Here is a 21,623-nt window from a genome sequence, read left to right on the forward strand (position 1 = left end):
CTCCGCGTTGCCCTGGCTGATCCTGGCCGCCTACACCCAACTCCGCCTCGCCCGCCCACTCGCAGCCGACCTACGACGCCCCGGACGGCTCCGGCGGCCGGCCGGCGCGGCCGACACCGCTGCCTTGCCGCGAATGCGGCCGGCGTCAGCGCGGGAAGAGCTCAAACGTGACAGCGGGACGGCCTCCGAAGCGCGGTGCCGCCATCTCGGCCATACCGGTGAGGAACGTGCGGCAGTACGCCTCCGGGTCCTGCTCCGTCAGGCCCTCGATGTACAGCCGGTGCTCCAGCAGCGACGCCACCGACCGCTCGAGGCCGGGACCCGCGTCGACGGCGTGCGTGGGGCTCGTCGAGCCGGCGACCGCCACCCAGCGCACCCCGTCCCACGGCTCGAGGCCCTGTTCGGAGACGAGCTCGGGGAAGATCCAGCGGTTTCCCGCGTCGCCGGCCGCGTCGAGGGTCGCCCGTCCGACGGCGCGGTGGTCGGGAGTGTTCCAGGCCGTGCCGCCCCATGTGTCGCGGTGGTTGAGAGTGATGACCAGTTCGGGCCGGTGGCGCCGGATCGCCGCGGCGATGTCCCGTCGCAGCGCCGTGCCGTACTCGATCACACCGTCCCCGTGATCCAGGAAGTCCACCGTGGAGACACCCACGACGGCGGCACTCGCCCGCTGCTCACGCTCGCGCAGCGGTGCGCACTCCGCGGGCGCGATGCCGTCGATCCCGGCCTCGCCACGGGTGGCCAGCAGATACGCGACGTCGCGGCCTTCGTCGGTCCACCCGGCGATGGCGGCCGCACAGCCGTACTCCAGGTCGTCGGGGTGTGCGACGACGGCGAGCGCGCGCTGCCAGTCGGACGGCATCGGTTCGAGTTGTTCGCTCTTCTGATCGGTCATGTCCCGCAGGATACGGATCCATTGATCACGACTCAGAGCTCTTGGCGAGCCAGCGCCAGCAGTCGGTCCACCACCCGCGGCCCGCTCGCCCGCACACCGTCGTGCTCGTACTCGTCGGTGACCCAGGTGCGCAGACCACGGATGCCGCGGGCGGTGCGCAGCGAGTCGTCGGTGTCGACGTACATGTCGTCGTGGTAGACGGCCGCGGCGACCGGTACCTCGTTGGCGGCGAGGCGGACCGGGTCGTACAGCGGCGCCCAGTCGGTGCGGTCGGCGAGCAGCTCCGCCGTCTCGCGCAGCGGCCGCAGGGCGGGGTCCACCTGGAAGTGCCAGGGATGGACGGTCTCCCCGGTGAACATCAACGGCTGGTCGTCCGCGAGGGCCTTGGCGGCGTCGAACTCCGGAAACTGTGCGCGCATCCGCTCGGCGGCCCAGCCCGTGGGTTGCCCGCCCTGCGCGTAGATGGCCTCGTGCAGCACGGCGTACAGCGGGTTCGTGGCGAACGAGAGGATCGGGCGTACGGCTTCCTGGAAGGCGTCGGAGAGTACATGACTGGCGGCGGTGCGCACGAAGGCGTTTTCCAGCAGGTAGTGCAGCTGATGGCTGCCCTCGCCACCGCCGAGCACGATGCCCAGCGACTGGAACGCCTCCACGGTGAGGGTGTAGCCGCCGGGCAGCTGCGCCGGCTGCTCGGCGAGACGTTCGGCGATGCGCCGGGCACGGCCCACGTCCTGCGGGTAGCGGGCGTAGTGGGCCTCGACCTTGCGCCGGATGCGGGGAAAGGCGGCCCGGTAGACGTCGTCGGCGTGGGCGTCGAGGGAGGGCAGCCCGCCGGTGACCAGCACCGTGTGCAGTCCTTCGGGCGCGGTGGAGAGGTAGTGGGTGGCGCAGAAGCCGCCGAAGCTCTGGCCGAGCACGGTCCACGGCGCTCCGCCGGTGAGCCGCTGCCGGATCGCCTCGCAGTCGCGGACGATGCTGTCGGCGCGGAAGAGTGCCAGGTGGTCGGCCTGTGCCTGCGGCCCTCCCCGCAGCGGAAGCGTCTGGCGGTTCTGCGGTGCGGAGCGTCCGGTGCCGCGCTGGTCCAGCAGCAGGACGCGGAAGTCCTGCACCGCCCGCCCCAGCCAGGCCTGCCGGCCGACGAAGCGACGGGCGGCGTTGCCCGGCCCGCCCTCCAGGTAGACCAGCCACGGAAGGTCCGCGTCCGCGTGGGCGGCGGAGGCGACTTCCCGGCCGTACAGCTCGATCTGCTCACCGGCGGGATCGCCGTGGTCGAGCGGGACGGTGAAGTGATGGTCGGTGAGAACGACTCCCGGCTGCCGGTAGCTGGCCACTGCTGCTCCTGTTCCTGTGCGCCCCCGCCCGTCCAGTGGATCACGGCGGACGGACGGGGACGCGGACAGGTGCCGAATCAGTCGGTCGGGAAGTCGTCCGGTGTCCTGATCCGGTCACGGACCCAGACCCCGGCGGGCTTCAGCGACGCGGTCCCGGCCCAGGGGCCGTTGTTGTTGCAGATGCCGCTGTTGAAGACGGCGCCGGACCTGTTGTCGTCGGAGAAGTTCCAGTTGACCCAGCTGATCTTCTTGCTCGCCATCAGATCGAGGTACCGCTGGGCCATCGAGAAGTCGTTGGCTCCCTCGCCGGCGTAGTCCTGGGTGCCGAACTCGGTGACGAACATCGGGATTCTGTCGGCGGCGCGGGAGAGCGTGCTCAGGTACTCGTCCCGGTGCGAGGCCGCGTAGAAGTGGAAGGTGTACATGATGTTGGAGGCGTTGACGGGGCTGTTCACCACCTCGGACTCGTCGGCACCCTCGGAGACACCGAGGGAGGACCATGCGCGCGTGCCGACGAGGACCGGGGTGTCGGGGTCGATGCGGCGGATGACCGGGATGAGCTGCTCCGCGTAGCTCTTGATGCTCGACCAGCTCACCCCGCTGGGCTCGTTGGCGATCTCGTACAACAGGTTCTTCTTGTTGCTGTGGCGCTGGGCGATCTCGGTGAAGAAGGTCTTCGCCCGGGCGAGGTTGTGATGCGGGTCGCCGGGGCTCAGCATGTGCCAGTCGACGATCGCGTACATACCGCGGGCAGTGGCCTGCTCGATGATGGAGTGGACCTTGTCGGTGAAGCCGCGCGGGTCGGTCTCGTAACCGCCCTCCTGCACGTACATCGAGATCCGCAGGACGTCGGCCTGCCAGTCGGTGGCCAGGGCGTCGAGGGAGCCGTTGGTGACGCACTGGCTGTACCACTGGAGGCCGTGGGTGCTCATGCCGCGCAGCTGGACGGGGTTGCCGTACTGGTTGCAGAGCTTGGTGCCGCAGACCTCGAGCTGTCCGTTGACCGCCGCGGGTGTGCCGTCGGTCGTGGGCACTGCATCGACGACGAGGTGGTCCACGTTGGGGCCCCCGGTCGCGGTGGTCGCGGTGGCCCTGATGGTGTTGGTTCCCGCCTTGAGGTCGGCGGTGACGGTGACCGTCGACCAGGAGGTCCAGGAACCGGTGCCGGGAAAGGCGCGGTCGTCGGCGGCGATCCTGCCGTTGACGGTGATGTCCATCGGCCGGTCGGCGGTGGTGCCGTTGGCGAAGCGCAGGGCCAGCCCGGCGCGGCCGGCCTGCGCCGCGTTGACCGTCCACTGGACGTAACTGCCGCTGGCGTTGTCGTAGTTGACGAACCCGCTGCCGGTGAACCCGGTGTGGTTGGACTCGACCAGTCCTCGCGAGACGGCCGCGTGCTCCGCCTCGTGGGTGACGGCTGCGGCGGTCGTCGGCGGTGTGGGGGCGGGGGCCGCCGGGGCGGGGGTTGCTGTGGTGAGGGCAAGAAGCAGGGCGGCGCCGAGGACGCCGACGCTGCCAAGGGGGCGTAGCCAGAACCGTGCCGGTCTCATGGGGGACTCCGTTGGCTGGGCGGAAGGGCCGGATCGGCCGTGGGGACGGCCGATTGATTGGAAGGAAACTTTCCTAACCGAGAGGAATAGCAGGACACCAGGGCGGCGGCAAGGCTCATGACAGAAACAGGAGCCCTGCGAGGGCGAGCGATGTGGTGGCCGGTGGCCGCGTACGGACACCGGGAAACTTCCCGCCCGCCGCCACCGCCGCGCGGCGCTCGGCGCACACCGCCCGAAGGCGGAAGATCCGATGAACTTCGGCGATGCGTAGGGTCGTATTGGGCAGACACGCGCGTTCTTGATGAAAAGGGTGATCTCCATGGCCTTCACGCATGTCCTCGCAGTCGCCCCGGTCAAGGACATCGAGGCCGCGGTGATCTGGTACGAACGACTTCTGGGCCGCCCCGCCGATGCGAGGCCGATGGACGGGCTCGCCGACTGGCACGTCGCACCGTCCGGATGGATCCAGGTCTTCCGTTCGCCGGAACACGCCGGGGGCGCTCTGCTCAACCTCGTGGTCGACGACCTGGAGAAGGCACTGGCCGACCTCGCGGGCCGGGGGATCGCGGCCGGCGATGCTCAGCCGGGCAGCCAGGGAGTGCGATTCGCCGCTGTCCACGACCCCGACGGCAACCGGATCACCCTGATCGAGAACCCCGTGTCCTAGCGCACCTCGACCGTGGGCCCTCGGTACGCGACAGCTCCGGGCCCGGCCCGGAGCGCCGCCGGCACGCCTGCGTCCGCACGTCGGCCACGGACCGTCCGGCCCGTGTGCGCTGCCGCACCCGCGCCTCGAGCGGGCACGCCGCCCGGTCTTGACCGTCTCGCCGGGAAGGCCTAACTTGCGCATGGAAAGCGCTTGCTATCGGGCTGAGGGCCCGCCGTCCCGTCCGAAGGAGCTTCCATGGCGAGCACGGCCGACATGTCCGCCGTCGGGTACGACGGCCTGCCCGGCGGGATCGGCGTCTCTCGGCTGAAGGTGTACGACTGGGAGGCTGCCGACGGCCTGCGCGGCGGCACGCCCCACGTCCATCTGAGCTGCTCGGAGGGGTACGCCGTGACCGGCGGCCGGGGCATGGTGCAGACCCTGACGGCATCCGGGTTCGAGCAGACCGAGCTGACGCCGGGCGCGCTGGTCTGGTTCACGCCGGGGACGATCCACCGGCTGGTCAACGAGGGCGGGCTGACCATCATCGTGCTGATGCAGAACTGCGGTCTGCCGGAAGCGGGCGACGCCGTGCTGACCCTGCCGCCGCCTCTGCTCGCCGACCCCGTCGCCTATCGCGCGGCCGTCACCCTGCCGGAGGCGGGGTCGGAGAAGGAGTTGGAAGCCGCGGCACGTCGGCGTCGTGATCTGGCCCTCGAAGGGTTCGCGGCGCTGCGCAGGGCGAGCGAGGCCGGCGATCCCGAGCCTCTGGCGGCCTTCCACCGAGCCGCCGCGGCGCTGGTGCGGCCGTTCGTCGGCCGGTGGCGCGGACGCTGGCGGGACGGGGCGGTCGCCGCGTCCGCGGCGACCGGCGCACAGCTGGACCGCCTCGAACGCGGCGACGCCGGCCATCTCGCCCACGCGCGGCTCCGGTCCGAGCAACCCGCCGCGCGGGGGCGTTACGGCATGTGCGGCCGGCTCGACGTGTACGACCTCGACTGAGGGGGCGGCTCCCCCGGCCCCTCACTCCCCCGAGGCGATGGAGCGGCGGGGCAGGCGGCGGCGAGGAGCACGACCGCGACGGGGAGGGGGGCTTTCTCATCAGGCCTCCCCGGCGACGCATGCGGGGAGCCTCTGCACGGCCTCCAAGACGCCTTCGACGACGAGCGCGAAGGCGGCAACGAGAACGGCGCCCGCCACGACGGGGACGGTGGGCCGGGACCGAGGGCCTCTTCCCGTTGCGGAACGAGGGGCGGCCCCGCCTCCCGGGGGGGGGATGGGTGACGGGGCCGCGACGGCCCGTTACCGGCCAGGGGGGTGGGCCGGTCGAGCTCGCTCGACCATCGCATGCCCCGTCCGGCGCGGGGTATGCACGAGATTCCGGACGTTCTTTCGGTGCGGTTCAGCGTGCCGCGTGCCCCGTCGAGTGGGGAGTCGGCGGTCGGGCGACCACAGGGAACGGGTGGACCTGGTGTCCCCCGCTCGCCATCATGCGCACTTCTCCCCGTTCGCTGATCTCCGCGCGCACGATCCCCGTGTCGTCCTCGTAGATCGGGTAACCGCCCGCACCGACTCTCTCGGTGCGCCTTACCACGACCACGTCGTCCTCCACTGCCGGTTCCTGGAATACGAGTTCGTAGATTTCCGGACTGTCCATGAGATCCTCCCGGCCGCTCCGCGGGGCCGGGAAAACGCAGGCCGACCACGCCGCGACCTGCTTCCATCGTCCTCCCGTGGCGGACGCCGCGCCTGCTCTGCAGAACCCGAAACCCGTTTGGGTCCAGTGGTCGGCGCATGGAAGGGTGAGGCCCGTGACGGAGACGGCTACGGGCGACGAGCGGCTGCTGTACGGATGCATGGGCCTTGGGGGCAGCTGGGACACCACACCCCACTCCGCGGCGGACGTCGCCGCCGCCGAAGCGGCGGTCGAGGCCGCCCTCGACAGCGGCATCACGACGTTCGACCACGCGGACATCTACCGCCACGGAAAGGCTGAGGCGGTCTTCGGCGAGGTCCTCGCCCGCGCGCCCGGGCTGCGTGAGCGCATCGTCCTGCAGACCAAATGCGGCATCCGGCTCGCCGACGGCGACCGCCCCGGCATGTACGACCTGCGGGGACAGACCGTGATCCGGCGCGTCGAGGAGAGCCTCGGCCGTCTTCGCACCGACTTCGTGGACATCCTGCTGCTGCACCGGCCGGACCCCCTGGCCGACCCGGACGAGCTCGCGGGGGCCCTGACGTCGCTGCACGGCCAGGGCCTGGTGCGCAGCTTCGGTGTGTCGAACATGAGCGCCGCGCAGATCTCGCTCCTGCAGTCCCGGCTCGACCTGCCGCTGGTCGCCAACCAGCTCGAAATGAGCCTCCATCGGCGCGACTGGCTGGAAGCCGGTGTGCTGGTGAACACCCCGCAGGCGGCGTCGGTCGGCTTCCCGCTCGGCACGGTCGAGCACGCCCGGGCGAACAAGATCCGGCTGCAGGCCTGGGGTGCGCTCGCCCAGGGCCGTTTCAGCGGCAATCAGGAGACACCGACCGAGCAGGCGACGGCCCGGCTCGTGGCGGCGCTGGCCGACGCGAAGGGCACCACGCCGGAGACGATCCTGCTGTGGTGGCTTCAGCGGCACCCTGCCGCGATCGCACCGGTCGTCGGCAGCGTCCGGCCGGAACGCATCCGTGCCTGCCGGGACGCCGCCCAGGGGGAACCCCGTCTCAGCCACGAGGAGTGGTACGAGCTCTGGGTCACGGCGCGGGGCGCGGCCCTCCCCTAGGAAGCGGGGGCGCGGCCCTCGCCCGGGCAGCGGGCGCGGCCCCTGCCCCGGGGAGGCGCACCGTCGTTTCGCACATGAGCCAGTGAGGGCCGCGCCGTCGGTCGCATATCCGGGGACGTGGTGTGACGCTGGAGTAATGACCTGGGCTTCTTGGACAACTCGCAATGTGTACACAGGGCGTGGCGGTGCGCTTTCCGAGGAGGCCGGTGTGATGACCGGGAACCTCACCGTGCACACCACATGGGCCGATGGCACTGCGCATGTCGCTCTGCAGTTCACCGGCGCGACCGACTGGTTCACGATGACGGGCAGCCCGACACCATGCCCTTCGGAGGAAGCGAGCCGGGCACTGCACGACGCGGTGGTGCAGGCGGTCCGGAACGGCACCGGTGCGGTCGTCCCCCCTTCGACGGCGTACGAGGGACAGGGGCAATGACGGCGATCAGAGGGTTACCCCGGCGGGCCGGATCAGCCGCCCGGGCAGCGGGGCCGGCCGCTCCTGCCTGATGAACCTGATGAACGCGGCTTCCGCTTCCTCGAAGCCGGAGCCGGGGACTCCACGCGGTCGGCGATGAACCCCTCGTGAGGGAACGAGCTGGGCGGAGTCGGCCACATCACTCTGCCGGCTCCGCCCGTGCATCAGGCTGTGCCGTTGCCGTCGGACAGACGGCTGACCTCGGGCAGGGGGTTGCCGTCGGACGCGGCGCGGGCATCTGCGCCCACCACCTCCGTACGGCCGCCCTGCGGGGGCCCTGACGAACGTCGGGCGTCCGGCGATGCCGCGCCTCGGGCGGCTTCTGCGCGGATCAGGGCGTTGAGTACAGCGAAGGGATCGTTGGGCATGGCGGTTGCCACCTCTCGGGGCAGGGGTCGGCTGCTGTCTGCGGACTGCTCCGGCACCGGCGGACACCGGACGGAGCGGCGCTGTCAGCACCTCAGAACCACACACCTCACGGCAGACAGCCGAGACGGCTCCCCGGGGGCAGGCGGGCCGTGGGGCGGCCGCGACCGGGGGCAGGAGTGCACGGAGCGCGGTCCGGGGCAGGAACAGAGACCGCTGAGGCGACGGGTACGCGGCCCGCCGGCCCGGGCCGATGCCTGCTGCCCCACGTCGGCCGACTCCGCGCACCTCTCCCCCGCCGGATCGGCGGGGGCCTGTGCGGGAACACGCGGAGCGTACTGCTGGGCAGTGGCCGGATCGGCAGCGATCAGCGAGACCAGAACCGTCACCACGACCAGCACAGCGGTGACGGCTGCTCGTGCAACCGGAACCGTCGAACGGTCGCCGGGACGCAGGACTCGGCCGTACGCGGGCGGTCTCATGGGGCACAACCTCCTGAATGTGCCTCCCTTGCCCGCAACGGGCCCGTCGGCGTTGCGCCACGGCGAGAAGTCCCTCCAACGAGGGACACGCATTGGGCCGAACGCGTGCAAAAGATCGAATCGGCCGGGAAATGGAACGCGTGAGGGAGCCCGAGCGTTGGCAGGGTGACACGACGCGGTGCGTGTCACGACGACCGAACGACCTGAACAGAAGCCGAGGTGGCACCAGTGGCAATGTGGGACCGGATCAAGGACCAGGCCAAGACCCTGCAGCAGTCCCAGGGCACCCGGAGCGCGGGCAGCCACGCCCCCGGCGCGCGGCCCGGAGGCGGCTCGCGCGCCCAGCTGGTGAACACATTGAAGTCACAGCTCACCTCCCTGAAGACGGAGTTGAAGAGCGGTGCCTTCAGGGACGCGTCGATGGCCATGTGTGCGCTGGTGGCCGCCGCGGACGGGCATGTGGACGCGAGCGAGCGGCAGCACGTGGAGTCGCTGATCCTCACCAACGACGTCCTGCAGAACTTCCCGTCGGAGCAGCTGCGCGAGCGGTTCAACAAGCACGCCGACCAGCTGTCGGCCAATTTCCACCTGGGCAAGGCAGCGGTGATGCAGGAGGTCGGAAAGGCCGCGAAGAAGCCGACGGAAGCCCGGGCCGTGATCCAGATCGGCATCGTCATCGCCGGCGCCGACGGCTACGTCGAACCGGCCGAGCAGGACGTCATCCGGGAGGCCTGCGCCGTACTGGGCGTCTCCCCCGCGGAGTTCGGCATCTGACCACGCGCCGGGCCGTCGCCGGGAATTGACCGGACCGATCATGCTTTACTCGTCCACGCGGATCCTCTCGGCGGCCCAGCGCAAGTCCGGCCGTGACCGGCGCCGCCGCCGCTGTCTTTACGTGACATGGTGGACATCGGCGGCACCGTGTGGCGGTATCGGTACGACCAGTTCGGCTGGCCCACCAGCTCCGCCGAGCTGTACGGGTCGCGGCCGCTGCGCATCGGCAGTCCGCTCTTCCACTTCGGCATCCTCGTGGTGGTGATCGGCCATGTGATCGGGCTGGTCGTTCCGGAGAGCCACCCGACCGAGTTACCTCAGCGCATGTTCGTTCGGCGAGGGATGAACCTCTGGCAGCCTTTGGGCGTCTGGTACTTCGACGCTCCTGCTCGCGGCGCGCACCGCAGGCAGCAGGCATGAGAATCGTCAATGATCGAGCGAGAGGAACGGAACGCATGGTGACATCCGATCCGATCACCCGTCGGCTGCGGCGACTCTTCGCGGTCCTTGACGCCGACGAAGAAGGCTTCGTGACCTGGGGTAGCTACCAGCGGATCGTGGACAGGTACACGGTCGGCTACGCGTTGGCGAAGAGCGACGCCAGGATCAAGGACCTGCAGAGGGCGTACTGGGCGCAGTGGCTGGGGCTCCTGTCGCAAGCGCCCCCGGGCCTGGATCGTCTGTCCCGAGAGGAGTTCGTCGCGGCGAACCGTGCACTGGCTTACGGCTCGCATGCAGCGCAGCTGCTGGAGGACCTCGCGCAGGCCGTTTTTAATGTCCTGGACGTCGACGGCGACAAGCGGATCAGCAGGGACGAGTTCGCCAGATACCTTGAGTTCTGCGAGATTTCCAGCGCTGACGCCGCGGTCGTCTTCCGTCGGCTGGACCTGGACGGCGACGCATTCATCTCCCAGGGAGAGGTTGCCCGGTCCCTCCGTGCCTTCCACCTGTACAACGACGACCTCAACACGTCGGGCGGCATCTTCCTCGGGCTCTGCTGAACGAGTCCCATCGAACTCGCGACGCATCAGCCTTGCGGGGGTGGGGTCACGGGCCGCGTCGTACTGGCGCCCTCCCCAGGTCACGCCCCCTTCGGTCTTGTGGGCCGCTTCATGTGGCTGCGACCATCCCGGCATGGTCTCGCGAGTAGTCGGAATACCCGAGGTGGACGGCACCGAACAGGTGGCCGTTGTGATCGATGTGATGCGGGCGTTCACCACCGCCGCATGGGCTTTCCACCGCGGGGCAGTCAAGATTGTTCTCGCTGCCGACGAGGACGAGGCACTGGCGATCAAAGCGGGTCACCCGGGCTGGCTTGCGCTCAAGGACGGGGCACCGGTCAGCGGGTTCGACCTGAGCAACTCCCCTGGCCTGATCCAGGAGGCCGATGTGGCCGGCCGCACCGTGATTCAGAAGACCACTGCGGGAACGGTTGGGGCCCTGGCGGTTGTCGAGGCGAAAATGGCGCTGTGCGCCAGTTTCGTCGTGGCCGGCGCGACGGCCCGGGCCCTGGCGGATGCCGGCGCCGACTCGGTGACGTTCGTTGCCACCGGCGAGGACGGCCGTGCCGCCGAGGATCTGGCCTGTGCCGAATACCTGGACCGGCTCCTGGCCGGGGATCGTGTCGACCCCGGCCCCTATCTGCACCGCGCCCGCACCTCCCCAGCCGCGGACGATCTGCGCGGCGGGCGACGCCGCGGTGCTCACCCCGCCGATGTGGCGTTGTGTTTGGAGGTGGACCGGTTCGACTTCGCCATGAAGGTCGGACTCGAGGAAGGGATGTCAGTGCTGCGGCCCCTCCGGCGCCGGTAACCGCGCCCAACCACCGTGCGATGTCTCACCCGAGCCAGCGATGGATGCGAGTGCCCAACGGGTACGTCCCACCGCCGCCCGGCAATGGCCCGGCTCAGGGCAGGGTGAACCCGTGGGTGACCACGTAGGACGTGCCCCGCGGCTGCTCAGCCGGGCGATTCGTCGGGGGTCGGCATCTCGGGGTTGGCCTGCTCGTCGGCGGGCGTCGCACCTTGGGGGCCGGCACCGGCTTCGTCGATGTCGGGCACGTCGTCCGCCTTCTCGTCCGTCCGGCCGGGCTCTCCCGGCGTTCGGTCCTCCGCGTCCCACGGGTCCTCCGCCCCGGCCTGCTGGTCGGGCATGTCGCGCGGCAGCGGCTCGTCGCTGTCCTCGAAGCCCTCCGGCCGGTATTCGTCACTCATCGCGTCTCCCTCGGGTGCGGCTCCGGAACGCTTCGCGGGTACCCAGGTGCGCAGCGCCGACACGGAACGGCGGGTACACGGGCACGGCAGCGCGGCGTGCACGACGGGCAGGACCCCCGGTCGGTGTGAGAGAAAAGAATCATGCGAGCCATCACGGTCAACCGTTACGGCGGCCCCGAGGTCCTGGAGTTCACCGACGTCGCCGATCCGAAGATCGCCCCCGATGCCGTTCTTGTTCGCGTCAAGGCCGCGGGGGTGAATCCGGTCGACTGGAAGATCGTCGCCGGGTATCTCGATCCGATCATGAACGTCCACTTCCCGCTCGTTCCGGGCTGGGACGTGTCGGGTGTCGTCGAGGCGGTCGGGCTCGACGCGACCGAGTTCTCGGTCGGTGACGAGGTCTACGGCTACGTCCGGAAGGACGAGGTGCAGCACGGCACCTTCGCCGAGCTGGTCGCAGCGCCTGTCCGCACCCTGGCCCACAAGCCGGCTTCCCTGGACTGGCGGCAGGCGGCGGGGCTGCCGCTCGCGGGACTCACCGCCCTCCAGTCGCTCGCCCGAATCGGCGTCACGGGGCAGGACACGGTCCTGGTGCACGCCGCGTCCGGCGGCGTGGGCTCGTTCGCCGTTCAGATCGCCGCGGCGCAGGGGGCCCGTGTCATCGGCACGGCCAGCGAACGCAACCACGACTTCCTGCGGTCCCTGGGGGCCGAGCCCGTCGTCTACGGAGACGGTCTGGCCGAACGCGTCCGCGAGTCGGCCCCCGACGGCATCACCGCGGCCGTCGACTACATCGGTGGCGATGCGGTCGAAGTCTCCCAGCAGTTGCTCACCGATCCTTCGCGTGTCGCGTCCATCGTCGACGCCTCCGTGACGCAGCGCGGCGGGCACCATGTGTGGGTCCGGCCCAGTAGCGACGGTCTCGCCGAGCTGGGACGGCTGGCCGACTCGGGTGCGCTCACCGTGAACATCGACCGGGCGCTGCCCCTGGCTGAGGCGGCAGAGGCGTTCCGTGTCAGCCAGAGCGGCCGCACCCGGGGCAAGGTGGTTCTGGAGGTCTGAGCGGGACCGGAAGTGCCCCCGCTTCTATCCTTGGGTCATTGGCGCAATTGGTGATTTCGGCCGGTACGGCCGTCACCCGGGCGGCTGCCGGCATGAGCCCGAGGAGATCTGCCATGACCGAAGCGATCGATGCGACCGAGGCCGACCGGGCCCTCAAGGCCAAGCACCGGAAGATGTGGGCGCTCGGCGACTACCCGGCCCTGGCCGGTGACCTCATCGCCGACCTGGGTACGGCGCTGGTTGGGGCATGCGGAGTGAAGAGCGGCGAACGGGTGCTGGACGTCGCGGCCGGGACGGGCAATGCCGCGATCCCGGCCGCTCTGGCGGGCGCCGATGTCGTGGCGTCCGACCTCACGCCCGAGTTGCTGGAAACCGGTCGGAGCCAGGCCGAGAAGCAGGGCGCCGATCTGCGGTGGCGTGAGGCGGATGCGGAGGCGCTGCCGTTCGGCGACGGCGAGTTCGACACAGTCATGTCCTGCGTCGGCGTCATGTTCGCCCCGCATCATCAGGCCGCCGCCGACGAACTGGTGCGCGTCTGCCGACCGGGCGGAACGATCGGCCTGCTCAACTGGACGCCCGAGGGTTTCATCGGCCGCATGTTCGCCGTGATGAAGCCGTACGCGCCCCCGCCGCCGACGGGCGCGCAGCCTCCGCCTCTGTGGGGGAACGAGGAACACGTCCGCACACTTCTCGGCGACCGGGTGAGCGACGTCGACATGCGTCGGCAGACGGTGAAGGTGGACCACTTCGAGACACCGGAGGACTTCCGGGACTACTTCAAGGCCGTCTACGGTCCGACGATCGCCGCCTACCGGAACATCGCGGACTCCCCGGAACGGACGGCGGAGCTGGACCGGACCCTCGCCGACCTCGCCCGGCAGCAGGGCGACGGGACGGGCAGCCTCGCCATGGAGTGGGAGTACCTCCTGGTGACCGCCCGCCGGAGTGGCTGACCTCCCGCGCGAGGGCGGTACGAGGGGCGGTACACAGCCCCTCGCGGGTGTGCCCGGCGCTGCACGCGGGCGACCCCGCCGCGACGGGGGATGCGCGGCGGGGCCTGACTGGCGTATGCCCCAACCGCGCAGGTCCATGCATCGCCGGGTCCCACAGGTGTGCCATACGCAAAGCGCCGAGCCGCCGAAGCCGGCGCATCGGACTGCGACGAGCCGTCGGGCGCCGTGGCGCTGTCAGCCGCCCGAGGTCTTGCGGACGCAGGCGGCGACGACGTCCCGGAGACTGCCCGTCTGCTTCATCACGTCGCGCTGGAAAGTTGCTCCGTTACCGGCTGCCAGCAGCCAGGCGACGCCCTCCTCCGCCCGGGCCGTGTCGCCCGACGCGTCGAGGGCGTCCCGGACGTGGTCGAGCAGCGCGCGCACGACTTCTCCCGCGGGTCGCGGGCACATCGTGAGCGGGTGGATCAGCTGCTCGTCCAGGCCTGATCGGCCCGCCCGCCATGACGCCAGCCGCAGCAGGCCCACACCGTGCGGTACGGGCGGGGTACCGGCCCGCCATTCACGGGCCGCGGTCTCAACCAGACCCCGGACGAGCGTGGCCACGAGTACCGGCGTCGACGGGTCGAGCCCGACGTCCGCCACGCGGATCTCCACGGTCGGATACGAGTGGGAGAGCCGGGCGTCGAAATAGATCATGCCTTCGTCCCGCAGGGCGCCGGTCCCCACCATCGCGCGCACCTGCTCGTGATACCGGTCGGCGGAACCGAAGAGCTCGACCGGCCCGGCAGAGGGCCAGCGGCCCCAGACACGGCTGCGGTAGCTGCAGTAGCCGCTGTCCCGGCCCTGCCAGAAAGGGGAGTTCGCGCTGAGCGCCACCAGAACCGAGAGCCAGGGTCGGATCCGGTCGAGAACCGCGACGCCCTCCTCGTCCGACTCGACCGACACATGCACATGGCAGCCGCATGTGAGCTGTTCCTGCGTGGTCAGCCCGAACTGCTCCGCCATCCAGCCGTACCGGTCGCCCGCCGCCAGGGACGGACTCACCGGGAGGGGGGACGTCGCGAGCGCCGCGACCGCGGCGCCCAGGCGTTCGGCATGACGGGCGGCCTCTGCGCGCCAGCGAACGATCTCCTCCGTGAGATCGTCCATCGAGCTCTGCGGTCGCGTGGCGAACTCGAGCTGTTCGCGCTGCAGCTCCGACTCGAACACCTCCCGGCAGCCCCCGCCCTCCCGGCCGGCGGCGGCGAGTACCGCCGAGGACAGGGCACGCGGCTCACCCGACTCCGCATCCACGAGGAGAAGCTCCTCTTCGACGCCCACCGTGCGCATCACACCACTCTCCCTGCGACTGTCGAGTCGCGAACTCCGACGCTGGACCTCTTGTGCCCCGTCAGAAGGTGCCGATGCCTGCGTGGTGCGGCGACTCCTCCTATCGTGACGCCATGACGAAGATCGAAGCGGCCCGTACCGCTCTCGTGCTGATCGACCTCATGGACCGGATCGTGGCGTTGCCGCTCGAGCCCCGCAGCGGTGGTCAGGTCGTCGACCACGCGGGCCGCCTGGCCGACGCCTTCCGCGCCGCCGGAGGCACGGTGGTCCTGGTACGGGTCGAGCGCCCCGGCGTGGCCGAGCAGCCGCCGGGCAGCGGCCTCGTCGACGGGCTCACGAAGGAGGGCGACCTCGTGGTCGTGAAGCGCACCATCGGCGCGTTCCAGGGCACCGGACTGCATGAACAGCTTCAGGAACGGTCGGTCACGACGTTGGTGTTGGGCGGGATCGCGACCAATCTGGGCGTGGAGTCCACGGCTCGCGCCGCCGCCGACCAGGGGTACGACCTCTTCTTCGCCGAGGACGCGATGACGGCGTTCACCGCGGAGGAGCACAAGGCCGCGATCACGCTGAACTTCCCCCGGATCGGTGAAGTGGTCGACACGGCGACGGTTGTGGACCACCTCGAGAGATCCGCGGGCGGCCACCAGGGCGGCATTTGAGGTCCGTTTGCACCCGCACCCGGAGCACCGGAGGCTGGGCAGAAATGTCCGTACGGCAAGGAGGCGTGAGTCGTGCCTGAGCAGAACGACGAGGCCAGGGACCCAGGGGCGAAGCACCCGGAGCCGGATTTCCCGCGGCAGGAGCAGCAGCACCCGGGCTGGACCGGCCCCATGGATCCTCCGCCCGATCACGGCGAGGAAAGCTATCGGGGCAGTGGGCTGCTGCGGGATTTGAAGGCCGTACTGACGGGTGGCGACTCCGGAATCGGCCGGGCGGTCGCGCTCGCGTTCGCGCGCGAAGGCGCCGATGTCCTCTTCACCCACCTGCCGGAGGAAGAGGAAGAGGCCGGGCAGACACGGTCGCTGATCGAGGAGGCAGGACGCACAGCCGTGGCCGTGGCCTGCGACATCCGCGAAGAGGAACAGTGCCGGAAGGTGGTGGACCGCGCCGTCGCCGAGTTCGGGCGGATCGACATTCTGGTGAACAACGCCGCCTACCAGATGTCCCAGCCGGACGGCATCGGCGCCATCACCACGGAGCAGTTCGACCGCGTCATGCGCACCAACCTGTACGGCATGTTCTGGCTGTCGAAGATGTCTCTGCCCCACATGCCGAGGGGTGGCTGCGTCATCAATTCGACGTCGGTGCAGGCCTACAAGCCCAGTCCGCACCTCCTCGACTACGCCATGACGAAGGGCGCCATCGTCACCTTCACCCAGGGGCTCGCGCAGATGGTGGCGTCGGACGGGATCCGCGTCAACGCGGTTGCGCCCGGACCCGTTTGGACGCCGCTCATTCCCGCCACGATGCCGGACACGGCCGAGTTCGGGAAGCAGTCGCCGCTCGGCCGCCCCGCACAGCCGGCGGAGATGGCGCCCGCCTATGTGTTCCTCGCCTCTCCGCAGGCGAGCTACATCACCGCCGAGATCGTCAACGCGACGGGCGGGACACCACTGCCCTGAGGCTTCGCATCGACGACCGCCCTTGCCCCGCACCTGGTGTGAGCCGCTTCGGGGGGCGCGCCGGTGCGGGGGCGTCGGCGTCTGCATGTCGGACGGGCACGGCCGCTGACGTGTGCTCAGGCCAGCCGCTGACGTGCGCTCAGGCCCGCGTGCCGGGTCGCCTCTGGTCCAGGGCCTCGGCCGGCGGCCTGAGCGCCGCATAGACGCCGGCGCAGGCCGCGAGCACCATCACGCATCCGGCGAAGACCAGCCCCGCTGTCCGCAACCCCCACCCCTGCGCCAGGGCCCCCACCCCGACCACGGGAAGCGAGATGCCGGTGTAGGCGACGACGAAGAACGCCGAGATCGTGCCGCCGCGGTGCTCCGCCGGTGCCGCGTTGCCGACGAGCGAGAGCGCCGCCCGGAACGCGAGGCCCTGGCCCGTTCCCCCGCAGAGCGCGCCCGCCACGAGGAGGGGGAGCGACTCCGTCAGCAAGGACGTGGCGACCACCAGAAGCCCGACGACGAGCACGCCGCAGCCTGCCGGGAGGGCGCGCCGGGCGCCGACACGTCCACTCAGGGTCTGTCCCGCGATGGAGGCGAGGAACACGGAGAACACCACCGCCCCCGATACAGCGAGGTTGTGCACGTCCAGCGTCCTCGCGACGAAGCTGGGAGCGACGGCCGTGAACAGGCCCAGCAGCGCGAAACCCGCGAATGCCGCCACGGACGCGGGCACGAACACCCCCTTCACCTCGTCCGGCACGGCGACGCCCTGCGGCTTCAGGCGCGCCCACCGCTTCGGCTGCTCCACGGTCTCCGGCAGGACGAGAATGAGCAGGGTCGCCACGGCGAGCAGGGCGAGGTGGACCAGGAACGTCAGCGCGAGGGGCCACACGGCGTACTGTGCGAGGAATCCGGCCAGCAGCGGCCCGCAACCGAGACCGCCCATGTTCGCCGCCGTGGCCGCGAATCCGGCTCGCGCCTTCTGCCCCGGCCCGGCCAGCTCGATGACGGCCGCCGTGGCCGCGCCGCTCAGCAGTCCGGCCGCGAAACCGGAGAACAGCCGGCCGGCGAAGAGCAGGGGCAGGCCGTGCTCCAGAAGGAAGCACGCGGCGCTCGCTGCCGAGAACCCCATCGCGCACAGCAGCACGGGGCGGCGCCCCACTTCGTCGGAGTAGTTGCCCGCCACCAGCAGCACGGTGATGACGGCGACGGCGTACACGGCGAAGACCACCGTCACCATCAGCTCCGAGAAGCCGATCTCCTGCTGGTAGAGCCCGTACAGCGGGGTGGGCAGCGTCGTCCCGGCCATACCGATGGCGAAGACCAGGGCGGCGGCGAAGTAGCCGGGACGTCGGCCTGCGCCACTGCGAACGATCATGCAGGTCAGCCTACGAGCCCGGCCTTGGCCGCGCTCAGCACCGCGCGGGAGCCGCCGCGGCCCCGTGGACGACCAGGCTCCCGCGGGTCACGTCAGCTCAGGACCTCCAGCAGGCGTGCCACCTCCGCGGCAACGGCGTCACGGGCGGGGCCGAGGTACTTGCGGGGGTCCGCGGCATCGGGGTGGGAGTCGAGGTACGTGCGTGCGGCCCGGGTGAACGCCTTGTTGAGGTGCGTGGAGATGTTGACCTTCGTCATGCCCGCCTCGATCGCCTTGATGAGGCCGGCGTCCCCCACACCGGAGGAGCCGTGCAGCACGAGCGGGACGCTGACGGCGTCGCGCAGCCGCGAGATGAGCGCGAAGTCGAGTACCGCGTCCCGGGTGAGCATGGCGTGGGAGCTGCCCACGGCCACGGCAAGCGCGTCGACGGCCGTGGCGTCGACGAACTCCCGTGCCTCGTCGGGGTCGGTGCGCACGCCGGGAGCGTGGGCCCCGTCCTTGCCGCCGACCTCGCCCAGTTCGGCCTCCACGTAGACGTTCCGCGCGTGGCAGTAGGCGGTGATCTCGCGCGTGGCCGCCACGTTCTCGTCGTAGCGGAGCTTCGAGGCGTCGAACATGACCGAGGTGAAGCCGAGTTCGACGGCCTGCCGCACGAGGTCGGCGGACTCGGCGTGGTCGAGGTGGACGGCGACGGGGGCGCTCGACGCGCGTGCGATCGCGAGCGTCGCCAGCCCGATCGGTTCGAGCGCCCCGTGGTAGCGGGCGGTGTTCTCACTGACCTGCAGGATCACGGGCCGTCCCGCGGCCTCCGCACCGGCGACGATGGCCTCGGCGTGCTCGAGCTGCACGACGTTGAACGCCCCGACGCCCGCACCGCCTTCGGCTGCGGAACGGACGATGTCGTCAGTGGGCGAGAGGGGCATGGAGTTCCTCCACGGATACGGTCGTACGGAAACGGTGGTAGGTGCCCGGGTCGATGTCGCCGGCCATGGGACAGGGGACGGCGGCAGCCGACAGCGCCACCGCCTCGCGCAGAACCTCCGGCCACGGCGCTCCTGCCGCGAGCCCGGCGGCGAGCGCCGCGACACATGCGTCCCCGGCCCCGGTGGGGTTGCCGGCGAGTTGTTCGGGCGGCACGGCGCGCCAGGTACCCGCGCCGGTGACCGCGTGGAGGCCGTCGGCACCCGACGAAGCCACGACGGCGCGGGCCCCCAGGACGCGCAGCTCCGCCGCGGCCGCCGCCACGTCCTCGCGGCCGGTCACGGCGGTGAGTTCGGCGGCGTTGGGCTTGACCACGTCCGGGCCGGCGCCGAGGGCGTCGAGCAGGGCGGGGCCACTGGTGTCCACGACGGTGGCGGCGCCCGCCGCCCCTGCCGTCCGGACAAGCGTGGCGTACGCGTCGGGCGGCAGGCCCGGCGGCAGGCTGCCGGAGAGCACGACGACGGCGACACCACGCAGCAGGGACGCGAAGTGTGCCGTGAAGGACTCCCACTCGGCGGGTTCCACCTGGGGGCCGGTCTCGTTGAACACGGTGGCGTCGCCGTCGTCGTGGGAGACGACGGTCAGCGTCCGCCGTGAGTCGCCCGCGATGGGCAGGAGTTCGTCGCGCAGTCCCGCGGTGCGCAGTTCGTCGCGCAGGACAGTGCCGGTCGGTCCACCCGCGAGTCCGGTGACAGCGACCGGATGCCCCCGCGCGGCGAGGACGCGGGCGACGTTGATTCCCTTGCCGCCGGCACGCTCGTAGGTGGAGTCGACGCGGTGCGAAGTGCGGGGCAGGAGGCTGTCGACGCCGTACGTGACGTCGAGGGCCGCATTGAGGGTGACGGTGAGGATCACGGGTTCAGGCCCCCGTCCTGTCGGCCCGCTCCGGTCGGAGCGCACCGTCGGCACCGTCCACCGCGCGCCAGGCGGCGAGGCCCGCGCCCAGGCAGCCGGCCTCGTCACCGAGTGCGGCCCGTACGAGAGCGGGCTGCCGCTGGAACGTCAGGCGCGCGGTCAGCCGGGCACGGACCGGGTCGAGCAGCAGGTCGCCGGCCTCCGCGAGGCCGCCGCCGACCACGATCACCTCTGGGGCGAGCAGCGTCGTGACCGTCGCCAGGGCCGAGGCCAGCGCGTCGGCCGCCCGGTCCCAGACTGCCCGGGCGTCGGCGTCGCCCTGCGCCACCAGCGCGGCGACGGCGGCCGCTCCGTCCGCAGGGCGGCCGGACCGTGCGGTGAAGGCGGCGGCGATCGCGGACGCGGACGCCACCGTCTCCAGGCAGCCCAGGCCGCCGCAGCCGCAGGGATCACCGCCGGGTTGGACGACGACATGGCCGAGCTCGCCCGCGTATCCGTCGGCCCTGACGGGCCGTCCGTCGCAGATGACGGCGGCGGCGATGCCGGTGCCGATGGCGACGAAGAGCACGTTGCGGGCGCCGCGGGCCGCGCCGAGGGAGCATTCGGCGGCCCCGCCGGCGCGGACGTCGTGCCCAAGGGTGACGGGCAGTCGGGTGCGTGCTTCGAGGACGTCGGCCAGGGGAAGGCCGCGCCAGCCGATGTTGGCCGAGTGGACGGCGGTGCGGAGTTCCTCGGCGACGACTCCGGGCACCACGACCCCCGCCCGGTGGACACCTCGTCCCCGGGCGGCGGCCTCGCGGGCGAGCCTCTGCACGGTGGCCGTGATCTCGTCGACCACGGCCTCCGGGCCCAGGGCTCTCGGCGTCGGACGGCGCAGGGTCACCAGGGGGACCAGGCCGCGGTCCAGGAGCGCGCCCTTCATTGCGGTGCCGCCGACGTCGAGGGCGATCACACACCCGGGGTCGTCATGGTCCTCAGGCATGGCTGTTCTCGAGGACGACGGACCGGGTGAGGTTGCGCGGCCGGTCGGGGTTGTGGCCGCGGGACTCCGCGAGCACGACCGCGAGGCGCTGGGCGCGGACGAGGTCGGCGAGCGGGTCCAGGTGACCCGCGGCGTTCTGCGACTCGGCGACGAGCGTGCCGCCGACGCGGGCGACATCGTCCGCGAGGCCCTGCGGAAGCGTGCCGAACGCCCAGGCCACCCGCCCGGGGCCGGTGATGCTGATGGGGCCGTGGCGGTACTCCATGGCCGGGTAGGCCTCGGTCCATGCCCCGGCGGCCTCGCGCATCTTCAGTCCGGCCTCCAGCGCCAGACCGCAGGTCCAACCGGTGCCGAGGAAGGTGAACTGCTCGGCGCCGCACACAGCGGCGTCGAGGGGCTCGGCGACGGCCCGTTCGGCGTCCTGGATCGCCCGGTCGAGGGGGCGCACCCCGCACGGCAGGGCGCCCTCCGCCTCGAGGTGGGCGCGCAGCAGTGCGAGGTTGGCGGTGGCGAAACGCGTCTGGACCACGGACTCCTCGTCCGCGAAGTCCAGTACGGCCACGGCGTCGGCCGCCTCCATGACGGGTGTCGCCGGGTCGGCGGTGATCGCGCCGGTGGGGACGGTGCCCTTCACCCGCCGGAGCAGGTCCAGGACTTCGGTGGTGGTGCCGGACCGGGTGATGGCGAGGATCCGGTCGTAGCCGCGGCCGTGCGGGAACTCGGAGGCGGCGAAGGCGTCGGTCTCGCCGTGCCCGCCGGTCTCGCGCAGGACGGCGTAGGACTGCGCCATGAACCAGGAGGTTCCGCAGCCGATCACGGCGACGCGTTCGCCCCGGCGGGGCAGGGCTGCGGTGTGCTGGGGCAGCGAGCGGGCCGCCTGCCGCCAGACGGCGGGCTGGGAGGCGATCTCGACCGAGGTGCGGGAGGGACCTGTGCTGGACAAAGTGATGAACTCCTCTGGATGGCTCTGACGGTGCGGCGC

General features: G+C 71.3%; 24 protein-coding genes. 12 read left to right on the forward strand and 12 right to left on the reverse strand.

The window, feature by feature from the left end; genetic code table 11:
• Positions 1-145: 145 nt before the first annotated feature.
• The 3 genes from ABZ070_RS05505 to ABZ070_RS05515 form a co-directional block, all read right to left on the reverse strand.
• The gene (locus tag ABZ070_RS05505) at positions 146-892 is read right to left on the reverse strand and encodes a PIG-L deacetylase family protein (RefSeq protein ID WP_356630204.1); all 747 of its coding nucleotides are present in this window, start codon (positions 890-892) and stop codon (positions 146-148) included.
• Between the two features lie 32 nt (positions 893-924).
• Positions 925-2,223, reverse strand: a complete 1,299-nt coding sequence (locus ABZ070_RS05510) for an alpha/beta fold hydrolase (RefSeq protein ID WP_356630206.1) — start codon at positions 2,221-2,223, stop codon at positions 925-927.
• 77 nt (positions 2,224-2,300) lie between these two features.
• A complete protein-coding gene (locus tag ABZ070_RS05515) occupies positions 2,301-3,770 on the reverse strand; it encodes a cellulase family glycosylhydrolase (protein ID WP_356630208.1) in 1,470 nt (489 codons plus the stop codon).
• A 319-nt stretch (positions 3,771-4,089) separates the two neighbouring features.
• Between ABZ070_RS05515 and ABZ070_RS05520 the strand changes: the two genes are divergently transcribed.
• A complete protein-coding gene (locus ABZ070_RS05520) occupies positions 4,090-4,437 on the forward strand; it encodes a VOC family protein (RefSeq protein ID WP_356630210.1) in 348 nt (115 codons plus the stop codon).
• Positions 4,438-4,674: 237 nt separating this feature from the next.
• Positions 4,675-5,418 carry a cupin gene (locus tag ABZ070_RS05525; protein ID WP_356630212.1) on the forward strand — a complete coding sequence of 248 codons (744 nt, stop codon included), beginning with the start codon at positions 4,675-4,677 and terminating at the stop codon, positions 5,416-5,418.
• A 400-nt stretch (positions 5,419-5,818) separates the two neighbouring features.
• On the opposite strand, the gene ABZ070_RS05530 is transcribed toward ABZ070_RS05525, so the two are convergent.
• Positions 5,819-6,073: a DUF6296 family protein gene (locus ABZ070_RS05530; RefSeq protein ID WP_356630214.1), complete on the reverse strand. Its 255-nt coding sequence runs from the start codon at positions 6,071-6,073 to the stop codon at positions 5,819-5,821.
• A gap of 154 nt (positions 6,074-6,227) precedes the next feature.
• On the opposite strand from ABZ070_RS05530, the gene ABZ070_RS05535 reads away from it, so the two are divergent.
• Positions 6,228-7,181 carry an aldo/keto reductase gene (locus ABZ070_RS05535; protein WP_356630216.1) on the forward strand — a complete coding sequence of 318 codons (954 nt, stop codon included), beginning with the start codon at positions 6,228-6,230 and terminating at the stop codon, positions 7,179-7,181.
• Between the two features lie 136 nt (positions 7,182-7,317).
• Positions 7,318-7,617: a hypothetical protein gene (locus ABZ070_RS05540; protein WP_356630218.1), complete on the forward strand. Its 300-nt coding sequence runs from the start codon at positions 7,318-7,320 to the stop codon at positions 7,615-7,617.
• Positions 7,618-7,820: 203 nt separating this feature from the next.
• On the opposite strand, the gene ABZ070_RS05545 is transcribed toward ABZ070_RS05540, so the two are convergent.
• A complete protein-coding gene (locus ABZ070_RS05545; RefSeq protein WP_356630220.1) occupies positions 7,821-8,024 on the reverse strand; it encodes a hypothetical protein in 204 nt (67 codons plus the stop codon).
• Positions 8,025-8,732: 708 nt separating this feature from the next.
• On the opposite strand from ABZ070_RS05545, the gene ABZ070_RS05550 reads away from it, so the two are divergent.
• The 4 genes from ABZ070_RS05550 (at position 8,733) to ABZ070_RS05565 (ending at position 11,090) form a co-directional block, all read left to right on the forward strand.
• Positions 8,733-9,278: a tellurite resistance TerB family protein gene (locus ABZ070_RS05550; RefSeq protein WP_356630324.1), complete on the forward strand. Its 546-nt coding sequence runs from the start codon at positions 8,733-8,735 to the stop codon at positions 9,276-9,278.
• A 126-nt stretch (positions 9,279-9,404) separates the two neighbouring features.
• Positions 9,405-9,698: a respiratory nitrate reductase subunit gamma gene (locus tag ABZ070_RS05555; RefSeq protein WP_356630222.1), complete on the forward strand. Its 294-nt coding sequence runs from the start codon at positions 9,405-9,407 to the stop codon at positions 9,696-9,698.
• Positions 9,699-9,733: 35 nt separating this feature from the next.
• Positions 9,734-10,279 (forward strand): EF-hand domain-containing protein, encoded by a 546-nt coding sequence (locus ABZ070_RS05560; RefSeq protein WP_356630224.1) that lies wholly within the window; start codon positions 9,734-9,736, stop codon positions 10,277-10,279.
• A gap of 133 nt (positions 10,280-10,412) precedes the next feature.
• Entirely contained in the window at positions 10,413-11,090 is a 678-nt protein-coding gene (locus ABZ070_RS05565; RefSeq protein ID WP_356630226.1) for a 2-phosphosulfolactate phosphatase, read from the forward strand.
• Between the two features lie 146 nt (positions 11,091-11,236).
• On the opposite strand, the gene ABZ070_RS05570 is transcribed toward ABZ070_RS05565, so the two are convergent.
• Positions 11,237-11,491, reverse strand: a complete 255-nt coding sequence (locus ABZ070_RS05570; protein WP_356630228.1) for a hypothetical protein — start codon at positions 11,489-11,491, stop codon at positions 11,237-11,239.
• 141 nt (positions 11,492-11,632) lie between these two features.
• Here ABZ070_RS05570 and ABZ070_RS05575 point away from each other — a divergent pair, with 141 nt between their 5' ends.
• Together ABZ070_RS05575 and ABZ070_RS05580 are read left to right on the forward strand one after the other, a co-directional pair.
• On the forward strand, positions 11,633-12,553 hold the full coding sequence (locus ABZ070_RS05575; RefSeq protein WP_356630230.1) for an NADP-dependent oxidoreductase: 921 nt from the start codon (positions 11,633-11,635) through the stop codon (positions 12,551-12,553).
• A 113-nt stretch (positions 12,554-12,666) separates the two neighbouring features.
• Positions 12,667-13,506 (forward strand): class I SAM-dependent methyltransferase, encoded by an 840-nt coding sequence (locus ABZ070_RS05580; protein ID WP_356630232.1) that lies wholly within the window; start codon positions 12,667-12,669, stop codon positions 13,504-13,506.
• 234 nt (positions 13,507-13,740) lie between these two features.
• On the opposite strand, the gene ABZ070_RS05585 is transcribed toward ABZ070_RS05580, so the two are convergent.
• Positions 13,741-14,835, reverse strand: a complete 1,095-nt coding sequence (locus ABZ070_RS05585) for a glutamate--cysteine ligase (protein ID WP_356630326.1) — start codon at positions 14,833-14,835, stop codon at positions 13,741-13,743.
• A gap of 113 nt (positions 14,836-14,948) precedes the next feature.
• Between ABZ070_RS05585 and ABZ070_RS05590 the strand changes: the two genes are divergently transcribed.
• Positions 14,949-15,497 carry an isochorismatase family protein gene (locus ABZ070_RS05590; RefSeq protein ID WP_356630234.1) on the forward strand — a complete coding sequence of 183 codons (549 nt, stop codon included), beginning with the start codon at positions 14,949-14,951 and terminating at the stop codon, positions 15,495-15,497.
• Between the two features lie 72 nt (positions 15,498-15,569).
• Positions 15,570-16,460, forward strand: coding sequence for an SDR family oxidoreductase (locus tag ABZ070_RS05595; protein WP_356630236.1), 891 nt, complete (start codon positions 15,570-15,572; stop codon positions 16,458-16,460).
• 139 nt (positions 16,461-16,599) lie between these two features.
• Here ABZ070_RS05595 and ABZ070_RS05600 read toward each other — a convergent pair whose 3' ends face one another.
• The 5 genes from ABZ070_RS05600 to ABZ070_RS05620 all read right to left on the reverse strand — a co-directional run bounded on the left by ABZ070_RS05600 (position 16,600) and on the right by ABZ070_RS05620 (position 21,584).
• Positions 16,600-17,823, reverse strand: coding sequence for an MFS transporter (locus ABZ070_RS05600; protein ID WP_356630238.1), 1,224 nt, complete (start codon positions 17,821-17,823; stop codon positions 16,600-16,602).
• A gap of 92 nt (positions 17,824-17,915) precedes the next feature.
• On the reverse strand, positions 17,916-18,746 hold the full coding sequence (locus ABZ070_RS05605; protein WP_356630240.1) for a class II fructose-bisphosphate aldolase: 831 nt from the start codon (positions 18,744-18,746) through the stop codon (positions 17,916-17,918).
• Positions 18,727-19,659, reverse strand: a complete 933-nt coding sequence (locus tag ABZ070_RS05610) for a 1-phosphofructokinase family hexose kinase (protein WP_356630242.1) — start codon at positions 19,657-19,659, stop codon at positions 18,727-18,729. The genes ABZ070_RS05605 and ABZ070_RS05610 overlap by 20 nt, the downstream gene beginning before the upstream one ends.
• A gap of 4 nt (positions 19,660-19,663) precedes the next feature.
• Positions 19,664-20,641 carry an ROK family protein gene (locus tag ABZ070_RS05615; RefSeq protein WP_356630244.1) on the reverse strand — a complete coding sequence of 326 codons (978 nt, stop codon included), beginning with the start codon at positions 20,639-20,641 and terminating at the stop codon, positions 19,664-19,666.
• Entirely contained in the window at positions 20,634-21,584 is a 951-nt protein-coding gene (locus tag ABZ070_RS05620) for a sugar isomerase (protein ID WP_356630246.1), read from the reverse strand. Before ABZ070_RS05620 ends, ABZ070_RS05615 begins: the two co-directional genes overlap by 8 nt.
• Between the last annotated feature and the right edge of the window lie 39 nt (positions 21,585-21,623).

Source organism: Streptomyces sp. NPDC006283, assembly GCF_040613325.1.
In the GTDB taxonomy this organism is placed as follows: Bacteria; Actinomycetota; Actinomycetes; order Streptomycetales; family Streptomycetaceae; genus Streptomyces.